Raw genomic sequence first — 24909 nt, forward strand, 5'->3', positions numbered from 1 at the left:
AGACGGGACCGGCCGACTTCGATCCCGATCAGAACGTCTCGGGGACGTCGGGGTCGAGTCCGCCCTCGTCTCCGTCGCCCTCCTGATCTTCGTCGAACAGCGTCCCGCCGTAGGGGCGGAAGTCGAACCCGTAGGCGTTCGTGACCGTCTCCAGTTCGTCCTCGCGGCGAGCGATCTGGCCGGTGTCGAACGCCGAGTCCTCGACCGCACCGACGAGTTCGTCGTCGTCGATCCGGCCCTCGGCGTAGGCGGCGGCCACCCCGTCGCGGAAGGCGTCGGCGTTGCGACGGAGGCGTTTCGCCTCGTCGAAGGCCGACCGGATCTCGGGGGTGGGTTCGCTCTTGTTGGTCTTGATGCGCTCCAGTTCGTCGGTCGCCCGCCGGTCGTACTCGGCGGCCCGGTCGAGCACTTCGACGGTCTGTTCGGCGGCCGAGAGCTCGTCCCAGGCGTCGCGGGCCTGGGGCGCGACCAGCAGGTCGACGATGTCGGCCCAGCTCGTCGTCCGCTCGGGGTCCTCGAACGCCTCCGCGACGAACGCGCCGACGTGTTCCTCGGGGATCGGGACGCCCATCACCTCGTCGTCGGCCGGTTCTCCGTCGGTGCGGTCGGCCGCTCCGGCTCCGTCGCCGCCTCCGCGGTCGGTCGCTGCGGGCTGTGCACCGAGCGAGTACGTCTCGCCGTCGGTCGATGCGTTCGAGCGGTCAGTCGATGTGTTCGGACGGTCGGTCGATCCGTTCGAGTGGTCAGTCGGTGGGTTCGAGTGGTCGGTCATGAGTTGTCGGAGTCGCCGTGGTTCGAACGGTCGTCTCCGTCGCTCGATTCCGCGCCGGCGTGCGAGTCGCTGTCGTACCGGGTCGGCGACTCGCGGTGTCCCTGCGGCCGCGGGTCGGGGCCGGGATGCGAGCCCACCTGGCCGGTCACGCCGTCGACCGGCGCGGCTCCCGGTTGCGGTGCGCCCGGGCCGTCGTCGAAGCGACCCGGCGGCGCGTCGGACCCGCCGGGCGGTTTCGCCCGGTCGGTTCCGGTCCGGGCGCCCGGTGCGGCTGGATCCGAGCCCTGCGAACCGCTGGTCACGTCGAGTTCCTCGGGCTCGACGCCGCGCGAACGGGCGAGCGCCTGCTCGGCGGTCCGGCACACGTCGTCGCTCCGGTCCTCGATCCCGTGGCGCTCCAGCGCTTCCTCGGCGCGGTCGGTCCCGAGGTCGCCCAGTCCCTCGGCGGCCTTCGCACGGACGAACGATCCCGGGTCCCGCGCGAGCACCGCGGCGAGCAGGCGAACCGCCCGCTCCGTCTCCGCCTCGTCGGGCAGGAACTGCGCGGCGTACTCGCGGACCGCGGGGGCGGGGTCGTTCTTCAGCCGGTCGACCAGCGTCTCGGCGTCGCCCTCGACTCGCGCGAGGGCGATGAGCGCGTTCCGGCGGACGGCCGGGTGGTCGTCCGTCAGGGCGTCGCGCAACGGTACAGTCGCGCCCGGTGCCGTCCGCGAGAGGGCGACGACCGCCTCCGCGCGAACCCACTCGTCGGGGTCGTCCAGCGCGTCCGTGATCGTCTCCCGCTCGCGGCCCGCGACGCCGAGCGCCTCGACCGCGAACTGTCGCGTCTTTGCGTCGTCGGCCGAGCGGGCGAGGCCGACGAGGGCGTCGACGGTCGCGTCGGCGAGTCCGGCTTCGGCCTCGTCGACCAGCGCGAGCGCGGCCTCGCGCTTCTCCGGCTGTTCGCCCTCCAGCGCCGCTTGGAGTCCGGCCTCGTCCTCGGCCGGCGCGCGGCCGCGGGCGCTCCAGTTGGCGTAGTCGTCGGTCATCAGGTCATCCTCCAGTAGGCGACGAACCAGACGAGGACGGCCGAGAGGACGAGCCCGCTGATGAACCCGGGGAGCGCGAGCGTGCGCCCGTCCGGGGCCCCGCCGCCGCCGGATTCGCCGTCTCCGACCTGGAGACTGCCTCCGTCCCCGGCCCCGTCGCCGCCGCTGTCGGGGAGGGTGAGGTCAGCGGTATCGGGGTCCATCGTCGAGTACTGGAGCGTGATCGATTTCTGGCCGTTTACCTCGTCGGCGCTCCCGTTCCAGACGGCGAAGGCGACGTACACCTGCTCGTCCGTGACCGCCGCGTCGTACTCTCCAGCGCCCGTGCGCTCGCGGACGAAGGTGACCTCCCAGCCGTCGTCGGTCCGCTCGCCGCTCGCCCGGACCGGCTGGGCGGACGCGTGGCTCAGCGACCCGAAGCCCTTCGCGTAGTAGTTCTGCGCGCCGTTCTCGTACTCCGGCCCTGACAGCGGGTTCCCGGCCTGCTGCCCCGGTCGGGTCACCGAGTCGTCGTGCGGGTAGGCGTACATGTCGCCGGCGCCCTCGCTCTGTTCGGGTCCGTGACGCCAGCTCGCCCGCCAGTACCAGATGTTGACCGGGTCGCCCGCGGCGCCCATCGTGATCGGGGGCTGATTGCCGGTCCGTAGCATCACCGCCGCGCCGTCGCTGAAGTTGGTCGGCTCCGCGATGTCGGCGTCCCGCGTCGGGTCCTCCCACGACAGGCGGACCGCGACGTGGCTCTCGTTGGCGACCGTCTGCACGTCGAGTTCGTCGACGCTTCCGCCGCCGAACGGCGGCGCCATCTGCTGTTTGGACAGCGAGACCGTCCGGGTCTCCGCGTCCTGCCACTCGACCGCCGACGGCTCGCTCGGGACGCTGTCGACGCTCTCAAGCGGCTGGGCGCCGCCCGTGACCGCCGCGACGACCGCGGCCTGCCCGACCAGTAGCACCGCGACCGTCACGACGGCGAGCGTCGTCGCGGTCTTCGCCGCCTGCCCGTCGAGCGGGAGCCGCTTCGCCAGGCGAGACAGCGTCGCGTCGCCGCCGTCGTCACTCCGCATCGTCGCTCACCTCCGTCGACGCGCCGGCGTCCGCATGGTCGGCGTCGCTCGCGTCGTCCGTGTCGCCGTCCGCCCGGCTGTCGGCGTGGTCGCGTCTGACCAGGTCGGCGGCGAGCGTCGCACTCGCGCGATAGGCGCGTCTGCCCGGTCCGTCGTCGTCGCCGACGGTCCGCTCAACGTCGTGGGCGAACGCCGGGACGAACTCGACGAGGTGTTCGTCCAGCACGGTCGCCTCGGCGTCGGCCAGTCGCTCGGCAGCCGTCCCGTCGCCCTCGTGGATCGCGACCGCGCGCTGGGCCGTGATCACCTGCATCAACTCCAGTTCGGCCGCGACGTGGTCCTGCCGTTCGGCGAACGACTCGCCGGGCTCGACGCCGAACGTCTCCATCAGCCCGACGACGGTCGCGATCCGGCGCTGGGACTCGCCCACGTCCGACCCGGTCGTGTAGTGGGCCTCGTAGGGTACGACGGGGTACTCGCCCCCGTCCGGGAGGCCGAACAGCGCGTTGTACGCGGATTCGAGGTCGGACACCGAGGCGTCGGCGACGGCGTCGAGGAACCGCTCGGCCTCGGCGCGGAGTCCGAGTCGCTCGGCGGCCTGCAACACGCCGTCGCGAGCGTCGTCGTCGGTCAGCGTCGCGCGCATCGCTTCGTCGGGATAGCAGAAGGCGCCGCCGACAGCCCCGTAGAGCGTCGCCCGCGACGCCTGGAGCGCCTCGGCGGCCGCCGGGTCGCGGACGCCGTCGTCGACGCCGGCAGCGTCGACCCTGGCACCGTCTCCGCCGGTCGGTCGTGCGTCGGTGCCTGTCGTGGCGGACGTACCGTCCGCTTCGTCGAGTCTCGTCATGGCTGGTTGGTCCACTGCTCGCCCTCGCGGACTTCGAGTTCCTCCTCGAAGGGGAGGTCCGCGACCTTCTCGCCCTCGCGGTTCCACCCCTTGACGCGGTGCTCCGTGACCTCGTAGGTCTCGATGAGCTCCGTCGTCGCACCGAACAGCTGGAGGATGCCGAGGACGTGATGCGACGGGTTACGCACGCGGTCCTGGACGATCTCGATCGACTCCCGGTACGTGTCGCCGGGCCAGTCGTTCAGTTTGACCTCCGTGTTGGGCGTGAACATCTGCGTGAGGAACTCCGGCGGCACGTGATACGGCGGCATGTAGAACACCTGCGGGCGCGTGCCGAACTGCGGATAGAGGGGCAGCGCCACCTTCTCGTCGGAGTGGACGAGGTAGTTGATCGGCGACCGGCCGCCGGGGGCGTCGCCACCCGGTGACTCGGCGTCGGGCCCCCGGTTGATGTTGCCGTGCAGGCGCGTCTTCCCGATACACGAGGAGACACATCGCGGGACGAACCCCTCCTCGATGCGGGGGTAACAGCCGACGGGCTTTTCTGAAACTCCGGTCTCGGGGTTGTACATCGGCTTGTGGTACGGACAGCCCTTCACGCACCGTCGATACCCGCGACAGCGCTCCTGGTCGAGCAGGACGATGCCGTCCTCCTCGCGCTTGTAGATGGCCTGGCGCGGACAGGCCGCGAGACAGGCGGGGTTCTTGCAGTGGTTGCAGAGTCGCGGCAGGTAGAACTGCCAGATGTCGTGGTGCTTGCCCTCCTCTAAGTCGCTCTCGACGACCTCGCCCGTGGGGTACTCGCCGTGGACCTGGTCGTCGCCGAGCGCGGGGTACTCCCACTCTTCCTTGTCGGCGATGTAGCCCCGGACCTTCTCGCCCTGTTCGGCGGCCTCGAAGATGGTCTGGCCGGCGTCGAGGTCGTCGAGCAGGCGCATGTCCCAGCCCATCGGGTAGCCGCCGTAGGGCTCGGTCTCGACGTTCATCCACCACATGTACTCCTCGCCCTTGCCGCTGGTCCAGGTGGACTTGCAGGCGAATGAGCAGGTGTTGCAGTTGATACAGCGGTTCGTGTTGATGACCATCCCCCAGTGGTAGTCGCGCTCTTCCTCGCGGCGTTCGTAGGGGTAGTCGTGCTCCCGGCCGAGTTGTGGATTTTTCACCTGTGGCATCAGTCGTCACCTCCGCTCGCGGCGCCGTCCTGCAGCGACCCGCCGACGTAGCTCTGGAAGGCGTCGTCCTTCCGGGCGTCGGCCGGTTTCCAGTCCGCTTCCGCGTACTTCTCGACGTCGACGAGGTCGTCGCGGTTGGTCCCCGTCGGCGCCCAGACGGTCTCCTCGTAGCCGTGTTCGAGCTCGGCCCCGTGCCAGGCGATCTCCTCGGGGACCTCCTCGGAGACGTTCGGGTCGCCGAACACCGCCTTGTGGACGAGGTCGTCGGTCTCCTGGAGCGGGTCGAGCCAGATGTTCGTCGTCGTGTTGTACCCCTTGATCCCGTCGGGGTCCTCCTCGTCGTCCGGGAAGTGCTGGGGCCACCAGCCGTGCCAGATCGTCAACTGGCCCATGTCTCCTGCAGAGCGGGGCCGCTGTCGTTCGCTGACCATCGCGCGGACGACGAGGTCGCCGCGTTTGCCGGAGATGCGGACGTAGTCGCCCGTCTCCACGTCGATGTTCGCGGCGTCTTCGGGGTGGATCTCGACGAACGCCTCGCCGAGCGGGGGCGCGTCCTCCGTCTCGCCGTCGCCCGTCGGGAACGAGAAGTCGTCGACGAGTCGTTCGGTCCCCTCGGGGTCGGCGTTGACGCTCCCGAAGTCACGGGCCGACCAGATGAGGTTCCAGTCGGTCATCCCCCACGAGGAGTGGGTCCGGTACTTCGGATGGGGCGTGTTGTAGTAGAACTGCTTGTCCTCGTCGTGATAGAGGGGGTTCTCCTCGTCTTTCGCGTCCTCCCACTTCTGGTTCACGCCGTAGGGGGTCCCCTCGACGCTCTCGACGTGGTCGAGGTCGTCGCGACCGAGTTCGAGGAACCGGTCTTCCTCCTTGTGGAACTCCATCCGGCCGGTCTTGGTGTAGAACGGTCGGTCCTCGTGGATCTGCGAGTAGAAGGGGATCCGCGGGTAGGTCTTCATGTTCAGGCGCTCGGGGCCGTCCCAGAGGTCGTCGACATTGATTCCGCGGGTCGTCATCCCCCTGTCGAAGGTGTCCTGGATGTAGTTGGTCACGTCCCCGTCCTCGTCGAGGAACTCCGCGAAGTACTCGCGGTAGGAGTCGACGTTGCGCTCCTCGGGCGGGATCTTCTCGTCCAGTTTCTCGGCCACCATCGCGACGGCCTCCCCGTCCTGTTTCGTGTCGTAGATGGGGTCCATCACCCCGTGGTCCATGTGGACGAACGGGTTCTCCGGGCCGACGGTGATGTCCGGGTACTCACACTCCAGCCAGGAGGGGACCGGGAGCACGATGTCCGCGTGCCGGGCGGAGTAGGTCATGTGCATGTCAGAGACGATGAAACACTCGTTGCCGGTGTCCGGGTGTTTCACGAAGTTCTCGATGACGTGCTCCTGGTGTTTGGTCTGGTTCAGGAGGTTGCAGTTCATCGTCCACAGGATCTCCGGCCGGGACATCGTGTACGACTCGGCGTTGGTCGGCATCACCGGCTCCTCGGCGTCGCCCTGTGGGACGAGCTCCAGCTCGCGGTCGAAGTCGCCGCGCACCTCGTGGGGGTCGAGTTGCTCGCCGCCGAAGAAGGCGAAGGCGTAGCCCGGGTACATCCCGTGGGCCGCGTGGCCGTCCGGGTTGACGTAGTGGGGATACCCGTCCAGCAGTTCGATCTTGTACTGGCCGGAGTAGTTGTAGTAGCCCTGGCCCACGTCGCCGATGTTGCCGAGCATCGACTGAACGAAGAAGATGGCCCGCTGGAGCGAGTCGTTGGAGTGGAACCAGTGGTTGATCCCCTCGCCCGTGAACCACTGCCCCTTCTCCGCCTCGGCGAACTCCCGCGCGGTCTTCTTCAGCGCGTCGGCCGGGATGGTCGTGATGTCCTCGACGGTCTCGGGGTCGTAGCGCTCCATCACGTTGTCGCGCTGGCGCGCGAAGTCGGTCCGCACCGAGACCGTCGAGCCGTCGGTCAGTTCGACGTCTCGCTCGGCGTCCAGCTGCGCCGTCGTGGGCGTCTCCTCGCCGACGTCCTCGCGAGTGACCGCGACCAGTTCGCCGTCCTCGCCGACGGCGACGAAGTCGCCCCAGTCGTTCTCCTCGTGCTGGTGCTCGGGGTCCTCGGGCGGCGCCTCGTGGTCCTCGAACACCTCGTGAGCGCGGAGGTACTTGCCGTCGTCCTCCCGAACGAGGAGCGGCAGGCTGGTGAACTGCCGCATGAAGTCGGCGTCGTACAGTTCCTCGTCGATAATGACGTAGGCGATACCGAGCGCGAACGCGGGGTCACTGCCCGGTCGGACGGGGAGCCAGCGGTCGCACTTCTGGACCGTCGGCGCGTAGTCCGGGTAGACGCCGACCATCTTCCCGCCGCGCTCGCGGGTCTCCTGCAGGAAGTGGTTGTCAGCGAGCTTGTTGTGGATGAGATTTTTGCCCTGGATGATGGTGTAGTCGGCCTGTCGCCACGCCGATGCGTCGGAGTCGGAGGTCTGGTAGCCGGTCGTGATGACGTGTCCCGGCGGCAAGTCGGCGTACCAGTCGTACTCGGTCCACTCGCAGCCACCGAAGATGGAAGCGAGTCGGCGGCCGGAGCCGTGGCGCGTGAACAGGCCGTCGGACTTGATCGCGTTGAAGATGTGGAACCGCTTCTCGTCCTCCAGGTTCGCCATCTTCTCGGCGATGAGGTCGATCGCCTCGTCCCACGAGACCCGCTCGAACTCGTCCTCGCCGCGGCCCTCGGGGTTGGGGTCGTCGGGGTCCCACCCCTTGCGGACCATCGGGTACTTGATCCGCGAGGGCTCGAACGTCCGACGGTGGAGCGTCAGGCCCTTCATACACCCGCGCGGGTTCCAGTGCTGGGTCACGCCGGCGTCCTCGTAGCCCGAGGGGCCGACCGAGGGGTCCTCGTTGTGATAGACCTGCTCGGCCCGGATCGGGACGCCGTTTTTCATGTAGAAGTTCAGCGCACACGACTGGGTACAGTTGGGGTGACAGACCGTCCAGTCTACCTCGTCGTAGTCGTAGATGTCGTGGTACACCTGCTCCCAGTCGCGATTCGGGTACGACTTGAGCGGGTTCTCGACCGACGTGACGGGGTCGACCGCCTGGGTCGCTCCCCACGCCGTCCCGACCAGGGCGCCGACGCTCCCGGCGCCGGCGGCCGCCAGGAAGTCGCGTCGCGACAGCGTCACGCTCGGTCACCTCCCGTTACTCTGCTCGCCAGTGTCTGGCGCATATCTACCCGTGAGTAATCCCCGCCACCTCAACCCGTAAGCCCGTTCCCAGCCCCGGGAAACGGGGGCGAAAGTGTTCCCCCCGTCTTTCAGTCAGGTGCGCCACGATACTGCGGGCGTTCAAGTCCCCTCTCGGAATCACGTGGGGGCGGACGGGGTCGCCGACGACGGGGCCGTATCGGTGACTTAAACGACGCGAACAGGTTCGAATGAAATTCCCAACCTCTGAGAGCGCCGAAAGGGGTTCTTAATGGGGGACGGCGTTCGCCCGACTATGGGAGCTGAACCGACAGGCGGAATCCAGGTCAGGCTCGCCGTGGAGGCGGCAGACGCGTGCCCGGTGGCGGCGTCGACCGGGGGCGACACCATCGCCCGGTCGGCGACGTGGAGTCGCCGGGGTGACGACGGCCGGGTGGTCGAGGAGTACGACATCGTCGGCGACTACGACGACTCCGAACTCCCCGACGACGCGTCGGTCGTCTTCGAGACCGACAGGTCGGAACGGGTACGGTTCACCCGTGACGGGAGCGACTGCATCTGCGAGGCCGTCGAGGCGCTCGGGACGCCCGTCAGCGACGTGACCGCGTCGCGGGGGACGCTCCGACTGAGTTTCCACGCGACCGACGTCGAGACTGTCCGCGCGGCCGTCGACGAACTCGACGAGATATACGGGTCCGTCCGTATCGACCGCCTCGCCCGAACGGGCGACGGCGAGACCGACGACATGGTCCTCGTCGACCGCGGCAGACTCACCGATCGCCAGCAGGAGGTGCTCGAGACGGCGATGGAGATGGGCTACTTCCAGCGGCCGCGCTCGGCCAACGCGACGGAAGTCGCCGACGAACTCGACATCAGCCCGTCGACGTTCGCCGAACACCTCGCCTCCGCCCAGTCGAAGGTGCTGGACTCGCTGCTGGAGGGGTCGGCGTGAGCGGTCTCCTCTCCCCCGGGCGGACCGCCAGCCGCTCGCCGAGCGGGACTGCGGTCGAGCGGCCACGGGCCGCTTCCTTCGGCGGTCCGGCTCGCCTGATTGTCACGCAAGTTACTGGCAGTCAAAAGAACGTTTGCCGAATCTATTCGAAGGTGTGACAATGCGTACCAGGACACTCGTCGTCGTACTGGTAGTGCTCGCCGTGCTGGTGCCGACGTGGTACGTCGCGATGCAGGGCGAGCCTCCTTCGGAGGAGATCGCGATCGACCACAGCGTCAGCGAGATCCGGCCGCTCGACGGCTTCGTCGACACGCCGACGAAGCTCTCGCCCAGCCAGGTCGGCGTCATCGTCTGGGTCGCCCTGCTGGCGCTGCTGGGCGTGCTGGCCTTCTTCCATCGGTTCATGGACCGACTGGCCAGACCGCCCGAGGGAGAGTCGGCGGCCGTGACCGACGGCGGGGAGCCGAGTGGAGCGAGGCGACCCTCGTCAGAGCCCCGGTCTGACGGTGGGGTGATAACCTTCCCGTGGATCGAGACCGACGACCGCTGGGTCGTCGAGTATCACGACGCGAGCGACGCGAAAGAGGGGCTCCTCGCGATGGGCGGACTGACGGTTCTGACCATCGCCTTCGCCGCGCTGTTCACCGGCGAGTACCTCACGCTCGCGCGAACGCAGTTCTTCGGCATCTACGCGTTCGGGATGTTCATGTCGCTGACCGGGCTGACCGTCTCCTACTACGCCTGGTTCATGCCGCACGTCGAAGTCGCCGAACGGAGGGACCACTGATGACGGACGACACGCCCAGACCGGACCTCGACGACGTCGACCTGACGGCCGACTACCCGCTGGCAGACGGTGCCGGCGGCGAACCGTCCGAGGAGTGTTGTCCCTGCGGGAGCGGCGGGACCGCGGAGCGACCGAGCATCTACCAGGAGTTCTGGGGCGACGCGCGCGCCGAGATGGAACGGCGCGACTACGCCAAGGCACTGGCGACGGTCGGCGGGCTGACGGCGCTCGGGAGCCTCGCCGCGCCGCTCGCGAGCCTCACTCGCGTGTTCGAGCGGGGCTACTCCGGGCCCGTCTACTCCGACGGCGTCCCGCTGGTCGACGAGAACGGCGAGCGGATCGAGGAAGGCCGCCTGAGCGAGGGCGAACTGCTCACCGTCTTCCCGGAGCCCAGGCCCGGCATCGACAGGGCACCGACGCTGCTCGTCCGCTTCGCCGAGGACGCCTACGGCGGCGAGACGCGGATGGAGTCCACCGTCGGCGGCTACGCCGCGTACTCGAAGGTCTGCACGCACGCGGGCTGTATGGTCGCCAACAGGGACGGACAGACGCTGGTCTGTCCGTGTCACTCCGGCCGGTTCGACCCGCTGTCGGGCGCGTCCGTCACCGGCGGACCGCCGGCCCGCGCGCTCCCGCAACTCCCCATCACGCTGTCGAGCGAGGGGTATCTGGTCGCGACCGGCGACTTCGAGGGGCCCGTCGGCCCCGGAGGTGAGTGATGAGCCGACTCGACCCGCTCTATCGCACGTACGACTGGGCCGACGCCCGGCTCGGCCTGACCGACGAGCAGTCGCTGCTGGGCAAGGCGTTCCCCGCCGAGGACTCGTTCCTGCTCGGCGAGGTGGCCCTGTTCTGCTTCCTGATCCTCGTGCTGACGGGCGTGTTCCTCGGCTTCTTCTTCGAGCCCTCGACCTCGGACGTCGAGTACGACGGGAGCGTCGCCGAGTACCAGGGCGAGGAACTCCCGGAGGCGTTCGCGAGCGTCCTCAACATCACCTACGACGTGCCGTTCGGCATGCTGATCCGCCGGATGCACCACTGGGCGGCCCACCTGTTCGTCGCCTCGATGGCGCTGCACATGTTACGGGTGTTCTTCACCGGCGCGTATCGCAACCCGCGCGAGCCGAACTGGCTCGTCGGCACCGGGCTCGCCGGGATGTCGATGTTCGCGGCCTACACGGGCTACGCGCTCCCGTTCGACGAGTTCGCGAGCACCGCCGTGGGCATCGGTTACAACGTCGCGCTGTCGGTGCCGCTGGTCGGCGACCTGATCGGCAAACTCGTCTTCGGGGGTGAGTTCCCCTCCAGCGCCACGATACCGCGGTTCTACTTCCTCCACGTGTTCGTGATACCGGTGGTCATCGCGGGGCTGATCGCCGTCCACATGGTGATCCTGATGCGGCAGAAACACACCGAGGACACTCGTGAGGCGGACGTGGGCGGTCGCGAGACCGTCGACCGCGACGACGACAGCGTCGTGGTCGGTCTGCCGGCGTTCCCGAACCAGGCGGCGGTCAGCGCCGTCGTCTTCTTCCTGACCCTGGCGACGCTGTCGCTGCTCGCGGGGTTCCTGCCGGTCCACAACATCGCCGAGTACGGACCCAACGACCCCGCCTCCACCCCGGCGCTCATCATGCCCGACTGGTTCCTGATGTGGGGCTACGGGTTCCTGAAGCTCGTCCCGTCGTGGATGAGCTTCGACCTGCTCGGCGTCCACGTCAGTTCCGAGTTCGTCGGCGGGCTCCTCCTGCCGGGGCTGGTGTTCGGGGCCGTCGCGCTCTGGCCCTTCGTCGACTACCACGACGACCCGGTCCACTTCACGGCCGACCCGATCGAGCGGCCCTGGCAGACGGCCGTCGGCATCGCCGGTGTCACGTTCATCATGGTCGCCTCCATCGCGGGGATGGACGTCATGGTCGCGGACGTGCTCGGCACGTCGACGGACGCTATCAAACCGCTCCTGATCGGCGCGCTCGTCGGTGTGCCCATCGGTTCGGGCCTGCTCACCTACGCGACGCTGGGCGGGTTCGGCGACGAGCCCTCGGGCGGCGGCGGGTCCGCCGACGTCGAGCTGGCGAACGGCGGTATCGCGGGTGATGCCTCGTCGGACCAGGAGTCCGACGGGAGTAACGACGAACCGGCCGACGGCACCGAATCGGCCGACGACGCGCCGGAGGAGGGCGACCGATGAGCGACGAGGTGCGACACGCCGTCACGATGTCCGCGCGTCGATACCGCTGGCTGGACAGGCTCACGAAACTCGCCGGCGTCGCGCTGATAGCCGCGGGGCTGGAGGTCGGTGGCGACACGCTCCCCGGCGTCGCGCTCGCGGCGCTCGGCGTCGCACTCGGACTCGCGACCGTGCTGATCTCGAAGCAATGACCGACGATTCCCACATGACCGACGAACACGACACGACCGAGGTCGAGACGACTGGTATCGACAGCGAAGCGACCGACCGTGCCGAGACTGACGGCGGCGCGGACATCGACGTCTCCCGCCGCGACTTCCTGAAGGGCGTCGGCGCGGCCGGCGTCGCCGGCGCGGGGGCCTCCCAGACCGGGCTCGCACAGGACTTCCTCCAGATGACGCGGCTGCAGGTCGTGAACGACCCGATCGGTGACTACCCCTACCGCGAGTGGGAGGACCTGTACCGCGAGCAGTGGGACTGGGACTCCAAACACAGGTCGACCCACTCGGTCAACTGCACCGGGTCCTGTTCGTGGAACGTCTACGTCAAGAACGGGCAGGTCTGGCGCGAGGAACAGGCCGGCGACTACCCGAACTTCGACGAGAGCCTGCCCGACCCCAACCCGCGCGGCTGTCAGAAGGGCGCCTGTTACACGGACTACGTCAACGCCGACCAGCGCATCAAGTACCCGATGCGCCGCACCGGCGAGCGCGGCGAGGGCAAGTGGCAGCGCATCTCCTGGGACGAGGCGCTGACGGAGATCGCGGAGCACGTCGTCGACGAGGTCGAGGCAGGCCGGTACGACGCCATCTCGGGGTTCACGCCGATTCCCGCGATGTCGCCCGTCTCGTTCGCTTCGGGGTCTCGACTCGTCAACCTCCTCGGAGGCGTCAGTCACAGCTTCTACGACTGGTACTCCGACCTGCCGCCGGGTCAGCCGATCACCTGGGGGACCCAGACTGACAACGCCGAGAGCGCCGACTGGTACAACGCCGACTACATCATCGCGTGGGGGTCGAACATCAACGTCACGCGCATCCCCGACGCGAAGTTCTTCCTCGACGCCGGCTACAACGGGACCAAGCGCGTCGGCGTGTTCACCGACTACTCCCAGACGGCGATCCACACCGACGAGTGGATCTCCCCGCAGGGCGGCACCGACACCGCACTTGCGCTCGGGATGGCCCAGACCATCGTCGACGAGGAACTGTACGACGAGGCCCACCTGAAAGAGCAGACCGACATGCCGCTGCTCGTCCGCGAGGACACCGGCAAGTTCCTCCGCGCGAGCGAGGTACCGGGCCTCGGCGCGGACGTCGACCGGCCGGAGAAGGCGTTCGTGATGGTCGACGGCGACGGGGCCCTGCGGCTGGCTCCGGGGTCGCTGGGCGACCGCGACGGCCAGCACGACTCCGAGGCGAGCATCGAACTCGACTTCGACCCACGACTGGCCGTCGAGCGGTCGGTCGACCTGTCCGAAGACGCGGACGGGGACACCGTCGAGGTTCGGTCGGTCTGGGAGAACCTCAGGGACGAACTCGCGGAGTACACCCCCGAGACGGTCCACGAGGAGACGGGCGTCGGCGAGGAGACGTATCAGCGGATCGCTCGCGAGTTCGCCGAGGCGGGCAAGGCGAAGATCATCCACGGCAAGGGCGTCAACGACTGGTACCACAACGACCTCGGGAACCGCGCTATCCAGCTACTGGTCACCCTCACCGGGAACCTCGGGGAGCAAGGGACCGGCCTCGACCACTACGTCGGGCAGGAGAAGATCTGGACGTTCCACGGCTGGAAGACCCTCTCCTTCCCGACCGGGAGCGTGCGCGGCGTGCCGACGACGCTGTGGACCTACTTCCACGCGGGCATCCTCGACAACACCGACGAGGACACCGCCGACAAGATCCGCGAGTCCATCGACGAGGGGTGGATGCCCGTCTACCCCGAGGAACGCGACGACGGCTCCCGCCCGGACCCGTCGACGATGTTCGTCTGGCGCGGGAACTACTTCAACCAGGCCAAGGGCAACGTCGCCGTCGAGGAGACCCTGTGGCCCAAACTCGACCTCGTCGTGGACATCAACTTCCGAATGGACTCGACGGCGCTGTACTCGGACATCGTCCTCCCGGCGGCGAGCCACTACGAGAAACACGACCTCTCGATGACGGACATGCACAGCTACGTGCACCCGTTCACGCCCGCCGTCGAACCGCTCGGCGAGGCCAAGACCGACTGGGAGATCTTCCGCCTGCTCGCCGAGAAGATACAGGAGGTCGCCACCGAGCGCGGCGTCGAACCCATCGACGACCGGAAGTTCGACCGCGAGATCGACCTGCAGTCGATCTACGACGACTACGTCCGCGACTGGGAGACCGGCGAGGAGGGAGCCCTCGCCGAGGACAGAGCGGCCTGTGAGTACATCCTCGAACACTCCGAAGAGACCAATCCCGAAGGGAGCGACGAGCAGATCACGTTCGAGGACATCGACGAACAGCCCCAGCGGTTCCTCGCGTCCGGGGACCACTGGACCTCGGACATCGAGGACGGGGAAGCCTACACGCCGTGGAAGCAGTACGTGCAGGACAAGGAGCCCTGGCCGACGTTCACGGGGCGCCAGCAGTACTACGTCGACCACGACTGGTTCCTCGAACTCGGCGAGGAACTGCCGACCCACAAGGAGGGGCCGGAGAACACCGGCGGGAGCTACCCGCTCTCGTACAGCACGCCGCACAGTCGGTGGTCGATCCACTCGACGTGGCGGGACAACGAGACGATGCTCCGCCTGCAGCGGGGCGAACCCACGGTGTTCCTCAACCCCGAGGACGCCGAGGAGCGCGGTATCGAGGACGGGGACACCGTCGAGGTGTTCAACGACCTCGGGAGCGTCGAGGTGCAGGCGAAGATCTACCCGTCGAGCGAACCCGGCACGGTCAGACACTTCTTCTCCTGGGAGAAGTTCCAGTACCCCGGCCGGGACAACTTCAACACGCTCGTCCCGATGTACATGAAGCCGACCCAGCTGGTCCAGTACCCCGCCGACACCGGCGAGCATCTCTACTTCTTCCCCAACTACTGGGGGCCGACGGGCGTCAACTCCGACGTGCGCGTCGACGTGCGCCCGGCCGACCAGGGCGAGGGAGAGAGCGAGGACGACGCCGAGGCCGACGTGCGGTTGACTGACGGCGGAGAACCTGTGGCGGACGGCGGAGAACCCGTGGCGGACGACGGAGAACCCGTGGCGGACGACGGAGGTGATGCCGCGTGAGCACCGACGACGCGCAGGAGGAGGACACGCACATCGACATCGCGGACGGCGTCGACCACCAGGTCGCGATGGTGATGGACCTGAACAAGTGCATCGGCTGTCAGACGTGTACGGTCGCGTGCAAGACGCTCTGGACGGAGGGCGGCGGCCGCGAGCACATGTACTGGAACAACGTCGAGACCAAGCCCGGCGAGGGCTACCCCGAGGGCTGGGAGGATTCGGGCGGCGGCTGGCAGTCCGACGACCACAGCGAGCGCCAGCCCGGCGAGATCCCCGGTCAGGAGGAGTACGGCGGCGACTGGGAGTTCAACCACGAGGAGATATTCTACGACGGCAGCGACGAACCGCTCGCCCCCCAGAGCGACCCCGAGTGGGGGCCGAACTGGGACGAGGACCAGGGCGCGGGCGAGTACCCCAACAGCTACTACTTCTACCTCCCGCGGATCTGCAACCACTGCACCCACCCCTCCTGCGTCGAGGCCTGTCCGCGGAAGGCCCTCTACAAGCGCGAGGAGGACGGCATCGTCCTCGTCGACCAGGAGCGCTGTCGGGGCTACCGCTACTGCGTCGAGGGCTGCCCCTACAAGAAGGTGTACTACAACGCCGTCTCGAAGAAGTCGGAGAAGTGCATCTTCTGCTTCCCGCGCCTCGAGGGCGAGGGGCCGGACGACACGGTCCACGCGACCGCCTGCGCGGAGGAGTGTCCGCCACAGCTCCGGCTGGTCGGCTACCTCGACGACGAGGACGGCCCCATCTACAAGCTCGTCGAGGAGTACGAGGTGGCGCTGCCGCTCCACCCGGAGTTCGAGACGGTGCCGAACGTCTACTACATCCCGCCGTACGCGCCGCCACAGCACTCCGAGGACGGCGAGACCCTCGAGTCCGTGGACCGCATCCCGAACGACTACCTCGAAGAGCTGTTCGGCGACCGCGTGAACGACGCGCTGGACACGATCGAACGCCACCGCGACCGCGTGCGTCGCGGCGGCGAGAGCGAACTCATGGAGATGCTCCAGGACAAGAATCCGGCACAGCAGTACAGACTGGAGGTGTTCGACGATGAGTGAGCGAAGCGAACGAACGTCGAGCTCGCCAGAGCTCGCTCTGGAGGTGTTCGACTGATGGCGCGCGAGGGGCCCGCCCAGTCGTGGCTCGCGGTCACCGCCCTCGTCGTGCTCGCGATAGCCGTCGCGGCGGTCGTGCCGTCGCTGACGAGCGCGCGGCCGGCCAACGAGGTGCCCGTCGGCGACGTCGGTGCGAACGCGTCGGACCCGGCCGCGGAGTCGTGGACGACCGTGCCGAGCGTCGAGATGGCGCTGTCGAGCGCGCCGAGCGGCCTGCCCGAGGCGGGTAACGTGTCGGCGGACCACGCGCGGGTCCGCGCGGCGACCAACGACTCGCACGTCTTCGTCCGCGTGTCGTGGGACGACGCGACGGCCGACCGGAACACCTCGGGGCCGCGCGCGTTCGCCGACGCCGTGGCGGTCCAGTTCCCGGAGAACGAGAGCGCCCGACCGCCCATCGCGATGGGCGGGACCGACAACCGCGTGAACGTCTGGTACTGGACCGGCGACGAGCGGACCGAGGAACTGCTCGCGGGCGGCGCGGGCACGACGACCGACTTCGAGCGGACGACCGTCTCCACCGAAGCGGTCCACGAGGAGGGCGAGTGGCACGTCACATTCACCCGCGAGGCCGCCGCGGCGGGCAACCGGACCGCCCTCTCCGGCGAGCAGGACATCGACCTCTCCATCGCGGTCTGGAACGGGTCGTACGACGAACGGGCCGGTCGCAAGGCCGTCAGCGAGTGGCACTACCTCGCCATGGGACCGGGACCGCAGGGCCCGCCCTACGAGACCATCCTCTGGACGGTCGCCGGACTCGCCATCCTGCTCACGACCGTCGTGACCATCGAGGGTGTGCGCCGAACGCGGGGTGAGCCCACGTGAGCGACGCCCCGACCGAGCGGCCGCCGGCCGACCCCGCCGAACCGCCGACGGACGCGGACCGCGACGCCGCCGCGCGCGGCGCGCTCTACGCGCTCCTCGCCCGGGCGACGACGGAGCCCGACCCCGAACTGTACGAGGCGTTCGCGTCGGGCGCGCTGGACCGCGAGTGTCGGCGCCTGCTCGACCGCACGGATCTAAACGTGGCGCCCCCGGACCTGTCGACCGAGGACGACCGCGAGACGGTCTCGGCGCGGTTCAACGACCTGTTCGTCGTCGGGCACACGACGGTCGAGGACCGCACCGACGGCACTATCGACGCCGAAGGACCGACGGTGTCGCTGTACGAGTCGGCCTACCGCCCGGAGGCGTCGTGGAACGACGTGAACCTCGACCTCGCGAGAGCGTACGACTACTTCGGCGTCGAGGTCGACACGGAGCGCCGCGAGAACCACGACCACCTGCGGCTGGAACTGGAGTTCGCCGGCTACCTCTGTCGCCGCGAGGCGGCGGTCGACGCCGACGCGGCCCGCGCACGCCTCGACTTCCTCGACCGCCATCTGGCGGAGCTCACCGAGGGAGTCGCCGCCGCGATAGCGGACGAGCCGGGCACGGGCGTCTACGGCGAACTCGCCGACTTCTGCCGGCGACTGGTCGCCGCCGACACCGACGACCTGGCCGACCGGCTGGAGGCGGAGCCGTGAGTCGACCGACCGCTGGCCGCGCCGACGTGGCCGGCGCTCGACGGCGCGGCGAGGGCGGACTGCCGGTCTCCGTCGCGACGCTCCTCGGGGCGCTCGCGCTGGCCCCGACGGTGGGCGTCCTCGTGCTCCGAGTGCTCCGAAACGCACCCGCCACGCTCCCACCGGTGCTGCGCGGGTCGACGCCGACGATGGCGACGATCGCAGCGTTCGTGCCGGCGTTCGCGGTGATCGGACTCGCCGCGGCGACCGACCGACGGGCCGAGCGGGTCGCCCTCGCCGCCGTCGGGGTGTTCGCGCTCCTGGGTGCCGTCGACGCCGCGGCGTGGCTCCCGGCGGCCGCCGCGACCGTCGCGGGCGCGAGTGCGGTGCTCGCTATCGAATTTCGTGGGCGCGCTGGCCACTCCACTCGACCGCTCTCGCGCGCCACGCTCAGCCGGATCGCCCGGCCCGCGCTCGTGACCGGCCTCGGCGTCGCCGCGCTCGCCGTCTCGCTCGCGGCGTCGGCCGGCGTCGCGACCGCGACGCTCCGACCGGCGGGCGCGACGCTCGCGTTCGCGACGCTGGCCGCACTGCCGATCGCACGCGCCCTCGACGGGGTCGACCTCGGCCTGTGGGTCGTCGCCGCGTTCGCCGTGACCGTCGGCGCGGTGAGCGCGCCGTTCGTCGCAGGCGCCGTCGTCCTCGTGGCGTTCGGGGCCGGTTCGGTCCCGTTCGTCCTCCTCGCGCTCGGTATCGGCGGCGCTCTCGCGACGACGGTCGCGGACGCCCGCCGAGGCGCCCTCGGCCCGGCAGTGGCCGCGGCGCTCCTGCTGTCCGCCGGCGTCCCGGCGACGCTCCCCCGCGCCGTGGCGTTCGCGTTCGGCCTCGTCCTCCTCGCCCGCGAGTGGGGACCGATGGCCGGAGATATCCATTCCGACGGGACCGCTCCGTCCGCGGGAGGTGTCGCCGATGCGTGACCCCGAGGAGGCGACCGACGGACCGACCGACCCGCGGGTCCACCCCGAGCAGAGTCCCGGGTTCGGCGCCGACCACGCCGGGCTGGAAGACATCGAAGTGAGCCGCGAGGGCGTCGAGATCGGCGAGGCGACCCCGCGGGAACTCGCGGCGACCGACGTCTCACTGATCGCCAGCGACACCGCCGAGGAGAAGCTCGAACGGCTCGCGACCGGCGACGCCGTCGAGCGCCAGCGGGCCGCGCTCGCGCTCGCCGAGGAGGAGCGCGACCCGGCCATCGTCGAGGCGCTCGTGACCGCCGGGCTACACGACGAGGAGTCGGACGTGCGCCAGTTCTCGGTCGAGGCGCTCGCGAAACTCGGCGGGGAGCAGGCCGAGCGAGCGGCGCTGCAGATCACCGAGGACGACGACCCGTGGGTCCGCGCCGAGGCGGTCGTCGCGCTCGACCGACTCGACCGCGAGCGCCACGCCGACCGCATCGAGGCGGCGCTCGACGCGGACCACCACGCTGTCCGCCGGAACGCGCTCGTCTCCGTGTTCAAGCGCCGCGGCGAGGACGCCCTCGAACCGCTGCTCGACGCGGTCGACGACGAGAGCGAGCGCGTCCGCGAGTGGGCGGTCCACCTGCTGGCGGGCGTCGACGACGACCGCGCCCGCGAAGCGCTCCGGGAGACCGCGGCCGACGAGTCCGAACCGCGGATCGTCCGCGGGACCGCCGCGCGGGCGCTGGAGGCCGATCCCGGCCGCTTCCGGCGGCAGTTCACCGGCGCGCTCGACCGCGGCGACACGACCCTGCCCGGCGAGGACCACCTGAATCGCCAGCCAGACCTCTGACCGCCGCGGCGACCGCTCGACCGACAGGTCAGAGACCGCGACACGCCATCGACGTTCGACGACGCTGTCCACCCCACAATGTCCGAATATAACGACCCCGACCGAACCGAGTCCGACGCAGACGGTACCGACCAGGAAACGCCCGACGCCGCCCTGAAAGAGCAGGTCGAAGCCGCCCTCCGGCAGGTCCGCGACCCCGAAGTCGGCAAGGACGTCTTCGAGGCCGGACTCGTGACGGACGTGGCCGTCTCCGATGGCGCCGTCACGGTCGTGGCCGACCTGGGCGACTTCGACCCGCAGGGCGGCGAACAGGTCACGACCGCGATGATCCACGCCGTCTCGGACGTGCCCGGCGTCGACCACGCCCACGTCGAACAGGCGACGGGATCCGTCGACGAGGACCGGACGCCCGGCCTCGCGGACGTGGACCGCGTCGTCGCCGTCGCCAGTGCGAAGGGCGGCGTCGGGAAGACGACCGTCGCGACCCACCTCGCCTGCGCGATGGCCGGCGCGGGGCTGGACGTGGGCCTGTTCGACGCCGACATCCACGGCCCGAACGTCCCGGACGTGCTGGACGTCGGCGGCCCGGTCTACTCCGACGACGACGGCAACCCGCTCCCCGTGGAGGCGGGCGACCTCGACGTGATGAGCGTCGGGCTGATGCAGGACGGCGCGCCGCTGGCCTGGCGCGGCGCGATGGCCCACGACGCACTCTCGGAGCTGTTCGAGGACACCGCGTGGGGCGACCTCGACACGCTGGTCGTCGACCTCCCGCCGGGAACCGGCGACGTTGTGCTGACGACCCTGCAGGAGGTCCACCTCGACGGCGTCGTCTTCGTGACCACCCCCTTCCACGCCGCGGTCACGGACACCGCTCGCTCGCTCGAACTGTTCCGGGAGAACGACGTGCCCGTCCTCGGCGTCGCCGTCAACATGGCGGGGTTCACTTGCCCGTCCTGCGGCGACGAACACGACCTGTTCGAGCACGGCGACCCGCTGGACGACCTCGACGCGCCGGTCCTCGCCGAACTCGACTTCGATCCGAGCGTCCAGGGGACGCCGCGGTCAGGCGACCTCCCCGAACAGATGCGGGAACTCGGCGAGGACGCGGCCGACCGCGTCGAGGAGGTCTGGGCGGTGGACGTGCCCGAGGACGCGGTCGATCTGCGCGGCGTCCCGGCGGACGACCGCCACGACCTCGTCCGCGAGGCCGTGGCGGCGACCGACCGGGGCGAGCAGTTCGCACTCGTCAGCGATCGCGACCCCTCGCCCGTCCGCTCCTTCATCGCCTCGGTCTCGGAGGGGGCCGACGACCCGGCAGACGTGTCCCCGTTCGACGTCGAGCAGGCGAACCCCGAGACGTGGGTGCTCCGAACGGTCAGACCGTAGCGACGGCCGTCCCCGGCGTTCGGGGTCGACTCGTCACACCTACGTTGTGCTATATGACGTTCATAGCAGCCCTCTTCTGGTGCAGTTCCGTCCGTTCACGTGACCAACAGATGTCCGGACGCACGCGCTCGGACGACGGACCCGCTCCCGAGACTCAGACGCCGTCGATCGCCGACGGGCAACCCGGGCGGTCGAACGCGCCGGTGCTCGAACTCGCGCTCGTCAGGTACGACGACCGGCCGGACCGGTGTACGATCCACCCGGCGGACGCGACCGGCGTCGAGCGCATGTCGACGTGGATCTCCGTCGACCGGAGCCTCGTGGTCGACGGCGAATCGATGCGGTGACCGGCGCGGCGAGCGGTCGGTGAACGGGGCGGGACCGGCCGGTCCGCGGCGTTTTTGTCCGTCGGCGCTGAACGGCCGACAATGGGACACGACGGCTTCGCGGACGTGACGCGCCTCGCCGCGGCGCGCGAGGAGTTGCTGTCGGCGGTCGACCCGCCCGAGGACGCGGACTCGGTCGCCGTCGCCGACGCGGACGGGCGGACGCTCGCCGAACCGGTCGCCGCCGAGCGGGACGTGCCGGGCTTCGATCGCGCCGCCATGGACGGCTACGCCGTCGTCGCGACCGACACCCACGACGCCAGCGGACACTCGCCCGTCGACCTCGCGGTCGTCGACGGCGCGGTCGACCGCCGACAGGCGCGCTACGTCCACACCGGGAGCCCGATGCCCGAGGGCGCGGACGCCGTCGTCAAGGTCGAGGAGACCGAACAGCGCGGCGACCGGATCGAGGTCTTCGCGGCGGTCCCGCCCGGGGAGAACGTCGCACCGGCCGGCGAAGACGTCGAGACCGGCGACGCGCTCTTCGAACCGGGTAGACGACTCCGGCCCTCGGATCTCGGCCTCCTCAAGGCCGGCGGCCACCGCACCGTCCCCGTCCGGCCGCGCCCGCGGGTCAGCGTGATCCCGACGGGCGAGGAACTGGTCGACTTCGACCCCGGCTACGGCGAGACGACGGAGACCAACGGGCTGACCGTCTCCAGACTGGTCGAGCGCTGGGGCGGCGCGGCGACGTACCGAGACATCGTCGGCGACGACGAGGCGGCGCTCCGCGAGGCGGTCTCCGGTGACACCGACCACGACGTCGTGGTGACGACCGGCGGCTCTTCGGTCGGCGAGCGAGACCTGATCGCGGACGTGGTCGCCGACCTGGGCGAGGTGCTGGGTCACGGCGTCGCGCTCAAGCCCGGCCACCCCGTCGGCTACGGCGTCGTCGACGGAACGCCGGTGCTGACGCTCCCCGGCTATCCCGTCTCGTGTCTCGTGACCGCGGTCCAGTTGCTCCGTCCCGCGGTCGCCCGCGCCGGCGGGTTCGAACCGGAGTCGTTCCCGGCGTTCGAGGCGACGCTCGACCGGAAGGTAGCGAGCGAGGTCGGCGTTCGATCGTTCGTCAGAGTCCGCGAGACCGGCGACGGGACGGTCGAGCCGGTCCGCGGCGGCGCCGGCGCCCTCTCGTCGGTCGCCGCGGCCGACGGCTGGGTCGTCGTCCCTGAAAGTCTGGAGGGCGTCGCCGCAGGCGAACCGGTGGTCGTCCAGCGCTGGGAGTCGCAGTGACGGGCCGACCGCTGGCGACGGCCAGTGCGGAGAGTCCCACCTCGCCGAGTCAGTCGACGACGGTATAGATTTACTCTGTCACCACGAACGACGCGGTATGGACTCTCCCGAAGCCGACACCGGTACCGATCAGTTCTTCGATAGCCGGGCCGGGATCGCGGCTCTCGGGGCCGCGTTTCTGGGCGTCGGAATCGGGCTGTTCTACAGTCTCGTCACGGACTCGATGGCGGTGTTTCGGGTCGTTCTCGTCGCTATCCTCGTTCTGGTGGCGCTGTCGCTGTATATCCTCTACAGGCGGGAAGGGTTGCTGACCGCCGAGAACAGACTCGTCGGCGGCTTCGTTCTGCTGGCCATGGCGCTCCTGTTCGGACTCTCCGAACTCACGTCGCTCCCGTCGGAAGTCGTGATGGGGGTCGTCTTCCTGGTCGGAGTCATCGTCCCCGGGTTGCTCCTGCAGTACACCGAGTACGGGAGCCCCGGCTGAACGAGACGAAGGTCGCGTCCCGGACGCACTCGACCACTCAGCAACGGCGTCGACAGGGGACAGATCGGTTTCCTACTCCGGGCGCTCGTGCGACCAGAAGGCGTCGTCGACGGTGACCTCCTTCTTGAACAGCGGCACTTCGTCTTTCAGCCGGTCGATGCCGTCCTCGACCGTCTCGAAGGCCTCCCTGCGGTGGCCCGCGAGGACGACCACGAAGACGATGTCCTCGCCGGCCTCGACGACGCCGGTCCGGTGGTGCATACGGACCTCGTGGACGCCGTCCCGGGCCTCCAGTTCCGACCGGATGGTCGCCAGTCGCTCCTCGGCGACGCCGTCGTACTTCTCGAACTCGAGGTGCTCCGTCGGCTCGTCGTCGGCGTCCTCCTGCGTCCGAACGCGGCCCGTGAACGTCGCGATAGCGCCGGCGTAGCGGGCGTCGGGCGACGCTTTCACCTCGGCGACGAGCGAGCCCAGCGACTCGTAGGGTTCGAGCGCGTCGACGGCCGCGACGACCTCGTCGAGGTCGACCGCGTCGGCCTCCGGCGCGGTGGCGACCGTCTCGCCGGCGTGGTCGCGGCCGCCGAGGGCGACGGTCGGGAGCGGACTGGCGCTGTACCCCTCGACGAGCGCGTAGTCGGCGTCGGCGGCGACCTCGTCGAGGGTCTCGTCGAGCGAGCGGTCGGCGCCGGTGGCGAACCACCCCGCGTCGTCGGTGATCCCGAACGTCACGGCCGCGCCGGCGGCGCGGTGGCGGGCGGTGTCTTTCCCCTCGGTGTCGACGGTCGGCTCCGTCTTGAGGTGTTTGACCGTCGCGACCCGCCCGTCGCCCGAGAGTCGTTCGGCGAGGCGTTCGACCAGCGTCGTCTTGCCCGAGTCCGACGGTCCGACGATCCCGAGGACCTGCATACCCGTTCTCGTGGTTCCTCGGGCTTGAACGTTCCTCATGACCTGTTCGGCCGTTCGTCCGGTCGAGCGCCTCGTCGCGATGGGACAGTACCATATCCCGCGCCGCCCTAGGCAGAGAGAGTGACCGACACCGGATCGGACCGAGTCCGTGGCGTCGTCCTCGCCGGCGGCCGGAGCACCCGCTTCGGCGACGGCGACAAGGCGCTGGCGACGCTCGACGGCAGACCGCTCGTCGCTCGCGTCGTCGACGCGGTCGCGGACGCGACCGAGACCCCCCCGGTGCTCTCCGTGGCGACCGACGAACAGGCCGAGCGACTCCGAGACGCCCTCGGCGACCGGCCCGTCGAGACGGTCGCCGACAGCCCCGGCCGTTCCGGCCCGCTCGCGGGCCTCGCGGCGGCCGTCGACGTCGTCGACGCGCCCTGGCTGTTCGTCTGTGCCTGTGACATGCCGCTGGTCTCGCCCGAGAGCGTCGACGCGTTGCGGTCGCGGCTGCACGAGTCCGGAGGCGACGACTCCGATGCGGACGGCGCCGCGACGGCCGACTCCACGACCGTCGACGCCGTCGTGCCGGTCGTCGACGGCTTCGACCAGCCGCTCCACGCGCTCTACCGGCGGTCCGCGCTCACTACCGCGTTACGTGACCACTCGGCCGGCGACTCGATGATGGCGCTGCTCGATGAACTCGCGGTCGAGCGGATCGCGGTCGACGACGCCGACGCGCCACTCGCCGCGGCGACGACGAACGTGAACACCAGGGCCGACCTCGACGCGGTTCGCGAGCGGGTCCGCGAGGAGTGAGCGCGCCGC

At 69.8% G+C, this 24909-nt stretch carries 23 protein-coding genes; 16 read left to right on the forward strand and 7 right to left on the reverse strand.

What is annotated here, in order from left to right; genetic code table 11:
- Positions 1-28 precede the first annotated feature (28 nt).
- The 6 genes from D1409_RS01380 to D1409_RS01405 are packed head-to-tail and all read right to left on the reverse strand — an operon-like array spanning position 29 to position 8047.
- Positions 29-772: a hypothetical protein gene (locus tag D1409_RS01380; protein ID WP_123533298.1), complete on the reverse strand. Its 744-nt coding sequence runs from the start codon at positions 770-772 to the stop codon at positions 29-31.
- Complete coding sequence (locus tag D1409_RS01385) at positions 769-1800, reverse strand: HEAT repeat domain-containing protein (protein ID WP_123533300.1); 1032 nt, start codon at positions 1798-1800, stop codon at positions 769-771. Before D1409_RS01385 ends, D1409_RS01380 begins: the two co-directional genes overlap by 4 nt.
- A complete protein-coding gene (locus D1409_RS01390) occupies positions 1800-2861 on the reverse strand; it encodes an ethylbenzene dehydrogenase-related protein (RefSeq protein ID WP_123533302.1) in 1062 nt (353 codons plus the stop codon). Before D1409_RS01390 ends, D1409_RS01385 begins: the two co-directional genes overlap by 1 nt.
- Complete coding sequence (locus D1409_RS01395) at positions 2851-3708, reverse strand: TorD/DmsD family molecular chaperone (RefSeq protein WP_123533304.1); 858 nt, start codon at positions 3706-3708, stop codon at positions 2851-2853. The genes D1409_RS01390 and D1409_RS01395 overlap by 11 nt, the downstream gene beginning before the upstream one ends.
- Positions 3705-4880 (reverse strand): 4Fe-4S dicluster domain-containing protein, encoded by a 1176-nt coding sequence (locus D1409_RS01400; RefSeq protein ID WP_123533306.1) that lies wholly within the window; start codon positions 4878-4880, stop codon positions 3705-3707. Before D1409_RS01400 ends, D1409_RS01395 begins: the two co-directional genes overlap by 4 nt.
- Positions 4880-8047: a molybdopterin-containing oxidoreductase family protein gene (locus tag D1409_RS01405; protein WP_123533308.1), complete on the reverse strand. Its 3168-nt coding sequence runs from the start codon at positions 8045-8047 to the stop codon at positions 4880-4882. The genes D1409_RS01400 and D1409_RS01405 overlap by 1 nt, the downstream gene beginning before the upstream one ends.
- Positions 8048-8363: 316 nt before the next feature.
- Here D1409_RS01405 and D1409_RS01410 point away from each other — a divergent pair, with 316 nt between their 5' ends.
- From D1409_RS01410 to D1409_RS01480, 15 genes are all read left to right on the forward strand, one after another.
- On the forward strand, positions 8364-9020 hold the full coding sequence (locus tag D1409_RS01410) for a helix-turn-helix domain-containing protein (RefSeq protein WP_123533310.1): 657 nt from the start codon (positions 8364-8366) through the stop codon (positions 9018-9020).
- Positions 9021-9180: 160 nt separating this feature from the next.
- Positions 9181-9807 carry a hypothetical protein gene (locus tag D1409_RS01415; protein ID WP_123533312.1) on the forward strand — a complete coding sequence of 209 codons (627 nt, stop codon included), beginning with the start codon at positions 9181-9183 and terminating at the stop codon, positions 9805-9807.
- Positions 9807-10526 (forward strand): QcrA and Rieske domain-containing protein, encoded by a 720-nt coding sequence (locus D1409_RS01420; protein ID WP_123533314.1) that lies wholly within the window; start codon positions 9807-9809, stop codon positions 10524-10526. The genes D1409_RS01415 and D1409_RS01420 overlap by 1 nt, the downstream gene beginning before the upstream one ends.
- Complete coding sequence (locus D1409_RS01425; protein WP_123533316.1) at positions 10526-11998, forward strand: cytochrome b; 1473 nt, start codon at positions 10526-10528, stop codon at positions 11996-11998. The genes D1409_RS01420 and D1409_RS01425 overlap by 1 nt, the downstream gene beginning before the upstream one ends.
- Entirely contained in the window at positions 11995-12189 is a 195-nt protein-coding gene (locus D1409_RS01430; protein ID WP_123533318.1) for a hypothetical protein, read from the forward strand. Before D1409_RS01425 ends, D1409_RS01430 begins: the two co-directional genes overlap by 4 nt.
- Positions 12186-15263: a nitrate reductase subunit alpha gene (locus D1409_RS01435; RefSeq protein ID WP_235853475.1), complete on the forward strand. Its 3078-nt coding sequence runs from the start codon at positions 12186-12188 to the stop codon at positions 15261-15263. The genes D1409_RS01430 and D1409_RS01435 overlap by 4 nt, the downstream gene beginning before the upstream one ends.
- Positions 15260-16330: a nitrate reductase subunit beta gene (narH, locus tag D1409_RS01440; protein WP_123533320.1), complete on the forward strand. Its 1071-nt coding sequence runs from the start codon at positions 15260-15262 to the stop codon at positions 16328-16330. Before D1409_RS01435 ends, narH begins: the two co-directional genes overlap by 4 nt.
- Positions 16331-16384: 54 nt before the next feature.
- The gene (locus tag D1409_RS01445) at positions 16385-17212 is read left to right on the forward strand and encodes an ethylbenzene dehydrogenase-related protein (RefSeq protein WP_123533321.1); all 828 of its coding nucleotides are present in this window, start codon (positions 16385-16387) and stop codon (positions 17210-17212) included.
- Complete coding sequence (locus D1409_RS01450) at positions 17209-17913, forward strand: molecular chaperone TorD family protein (RefSeq protein WP_123533324.1); 705 nt, start codon at positions 17209-17211, stop codon at positions 17911-17913. Before D1409_RS01445 ends, D1409_RS01450 begins: the two co-directional genes overlap by 4 nt.
- Complete coding sequence (locus D1409_RS01455) at positions 17910-18869, forward strand: hypothetical protein (protein WP_123533325.1); 960 nt, start codon at positions 17910-17912, stop codon at positions 18867-18869. Before D1409_RS01450 ends, D1409_RS01455 begins: the two co-directional genes overlap by 4 nt.
- Positions 18862-19701, forward strand: coding sequence for a HEAT repeat domain-containing protein (locus D1409_RS01460; protein WP_123534775.1), 840 nt, complete (start codon positions 18862-18864; stop codon positions 19699-19701). Before D1409_RS01455 ends, D1409_RS01460 begins: the two co-directional genes overlap by 8 nt.
- A 78-nt stretch (positions 19702-19779) precedes the next feature.
- Complete coding sequence (locus D1409_RS01465; RefSeq protein ID WP_123533327.1) at positions 19780-21090, forward strand: P-loop NTPase; 1311 nt, start codon at positions 19780-19782, stop codon at positions 21088-21090.
- A 110-nt stretch (positions 21091-21200) separates the two neighbouring features.
- Positions 21201-21437, forward strand: coding sequence for a DUF7511 domain-containing protein (locus D1409_RS01470; protein ID WP_123533329.1), 237 nt, complete (start codon positions 21201-21203; stop codon positions 21435-21437).
- An 81-nt stretch (positions 21438-21518) separates the two neighbouring features.
- Entirely contained in the window at positions 21519-22709 is a 1191-nt protein-coding gene (locus D1409_RS01475) for a molybdopterin molybdotransferase MoeA (protein ID WP_123533331.1), read from the forward strand.
- 97 nt (positions 22710-22806) lie between these two features.
- The gene (locus D1409_RS01480; protein ID WP_123533333.1) at positions 22807-23193 is read left to right on the forward strand and encodes a hypothetical protein; all 387 of its coding nucleotides are present in this window, start codon (positions 22807-22809) and stop codon (positions 23191-23193) included.
- A gap of 72 nt (positions 23194-23265) precedes the next feature.
- Here the strand turns inward: D1409_RS01480 and D1409_RS01485 are convergent, their stop codons facing one another.
- The gene (locus D1409_RS01485) at positions 23266-24099 is read right to left on the reverse strand and encodes a molybdopterin synthase (protein WP_123533335.1); all 834 of its coding nucleotides are present in this window, start codon (positions 24097-24099) and stop codon (positions 23266-23268) included.
- 120 nt (positions 24100-24219) lie between these two features.
- Between D1409_RS01485 and mobA the strand changes: the two genes are divergently transcribed.
- Positions 24220-24900, forward strand: coding sequence for a molybdenum cofactor guanylyltransferase (mobA, locus tag D1409_RS01490; RefSeq protein WP_123533337.1), 681 nt, complete (start codon positions 24220-24222; stop codon positions 24898-24900).
- The last annotated feature ends 9 nt before the right edge of the window (positions 24901-24909 follow it).

Source organism: Halosimplex salinum, assembly GCF_003730195.1.
Lineage (GTDB): Archaea > Halobacteriota > Halobacteria > Halobacteriales > Haloarculaceae > Halosimplex > Halosimplex salinum.

Excerpts from the sequence above, each read along its gene's own strand:
- D1409_RS01465 (WP_123533327.1), top strand. The coding sequence starts at position 19,780 with ATGTCCGAATATAACGACCCCGACCGAACCGAGTCCGACGCAGACGGT.
- D1409_RS01410 (WP_123533310.1), top strand. The coding sequence starts at position 8,364 with ATGGGAGCTGAACCGACAGGCGGAATCCAGGTCAGGCTCGCCGTGGAG.
- D1409_RS01445 (WP_123533321.1), top strand. The coding sequence starts at position 16,385 with ATGGCGCGCGAGGGGCCCGCCCAGTCGTGGCTCGCGGTCACCGCCCTC.
- D1409_RS01485 (WP_123533335.1), bottom strand. The coding sequence starts at position 24,099 with ATGCAGGTCCTCGGGATCGTCGGACCGTCGGACTCGGGCAAGACGACG.
- D1409_RS01435 (WP_235853475.1), top strand. The coding sequence starts at position 12,186 with ATGACCGACGATTCCCACATGACCGACGAACACGACACGACCGAGGTC.
- D1409_RS01475 (WP_123533331.1), top strand. The coding sequence starts at position 21,519 with ATGGGACACGACGGCTTCGCGGACGTGACGCGCCTCGCCGCGGCGCGC.
- D1409_RS01380 (WP_123533298.1), bottom strand. The coding sequence starts at position 772 with ATGACCGACCACTCGAACCCACCGACTGACCACTCGAACGGATCGACC.
- D1409_RS01415 (WP_123533312.1), top strand. The coding sequence starts at position 9,181 with ATGCGTACCAGGACACTCGTCGTCGTACTGGTAGTGCTCGCCGTGCTG.
- D1409_RS01460 (WP_123534775.1), top strand. The coding sequence starts at position 18,862 with ATGCGTGACCCCGAGGAGGCGACCGACGGACCGACCGACCCGCGGGTC.
- D1409_RS01425 (WP_123533316.1), top strand. The coding sequence starts at position 10,526 with ATGAGCCGACTCGACCCGCTCTATCGCACGTACGACTGGGCCGACGCC.
- D1409_RS01385 (WP_123533300.1), bottom strand. The coding sequence starts at position 1,800 with ATGACCGACGACTACGCCAACTGGAGCGCCCGCGGCCGCGCGCCGGCC.
- D1409_RS01430 (WP_123533318.1), top strand. The coding sequence starts at position 11,995 with ATGAGCGACGAGGTGCGACACGCCGTCACGATGTCCGCGCGTCGATAC.
- D1409_RS01420 (WP_123533314.1), top strand. The coding sequence starts at position 9,807 with ATGACGGACGACACGCCCAGACCGGACCTCGACGACGTCGACCTGACG.
- D1409_RS01395 (WP_123533304.1), bottom strand. The coding sequence starts at position 3,708 with ATGACGAGACTCGACGAAGCGGACGGTACGTCCGCCACGACAGGCACC.
- D1409_RS01390 (WP_123533302.1), bottom strand. The coding sequence starts at position 2,861 with ATGCGGAGTGACGACGGCGGCGACGCGACGCTGTCTCGCCTGGCGAAG.
- D1409_RS01480 (WP_123533333.1), top strand. The coding sequence starts at position 22,807 with ATGGACTCTCCCGAAGCCGACACCGGTACCGATCAGTTCTTCGATAGC.
- D1409_RS01400 (WP_123533306.1), bottom strand. The coding sequence starts at position 4,880 with ATGCCACAGGTGAAAAATCCACAACTCGGCCGGGAGCACGACTACCCC.
- D1409_RS01470 (WP_123533329.1), top strand. The coding sequence starts at position 21,201 with ATGTCCGGACGCACGCGCTCGGACGACGGACCCGCTCCCGAGACTCAG.